At 42.2% G+C, this 651-nt stretch carries 1 protein-coding gene; it reads right to left on the reverse strand.

What is annotated here, in order from left to right:
• Positions 1-323 precede the first annotated feature (323 nt).
• The gene (locus tag QUA80_RS09635) at positions 324-530 is read right to left on the reverse strand and encodes a hypothetical protein (RefSeq protein ID WP_015178896.1); all 207 of its coding nucleotides are present in this window, start codon (positions 528-530) and stop codon (positions 324-326) included.
• Between the last annotated feature and the right edge of the window lie 121 nt (positions 531-651).

Here is a 651-nt window from a genome sequence, read left to right on the forward strand (position 1 = left end):
CTAGTCTGGGCATCGATCTGTTCTACCTTCTACATCTACATATAAATGGTAGCTCTATTCACGCCCAAGTGTACTAGCGTGTTCGCAGCACTGCAGTCCCGAAAATTTCCGCCCAAATTCCCGCACCTTGCAAGGCACAATCCTTAGACTGGCAGCCCCAAATGCTTGCAGATTTTTGCCTTCAGTTTCACAAAACCTCTGTTAATTTGACCAATGTGCGATCGAGTTATATTATTTTTTCCCAACAGATGTCCTGCGTTTTCCTGCCGTTGCGATCGAAGGGAAATACTGCGAGACTACATCTGCTGATTGACTTGTACTCATCAATTCAATTTCAAAGCATTAACAGGCACCTCATCCCAAGAACTAACAGTCCGCAAAGTAGCAACCCAGCCCTGCTGTTTTTGCTCAGCAGTCAAATTCTGCTCAAAAGATTCGTGGCAATCCTTTGCTTGAGTCTCGTCACAACAAGCAATGCAAGAATAAAGAATGCCGGACGGATCGATTTGCTCGTTTACCCAAATAATCACGATTTACTCTCTCAATCAAAATCTACTGTTATTTAAATTTTCCTATATTTTTGTCAATTAAGTAGGTCGGTATTAATTAAGCTGAGTGCGGAATTTTAGCTTAACAGGCAAGATGCCTGTT

Origin of the sequence: Microcoleus sp. F4-D5 (genome assembly GCF_036704885.1) — a bacterium.
GTDB lineage: Bacteria > Cyanobacteriota > Cyanobacteriia > Cyanobacteriales > Microcoleaceae > Microcoleus.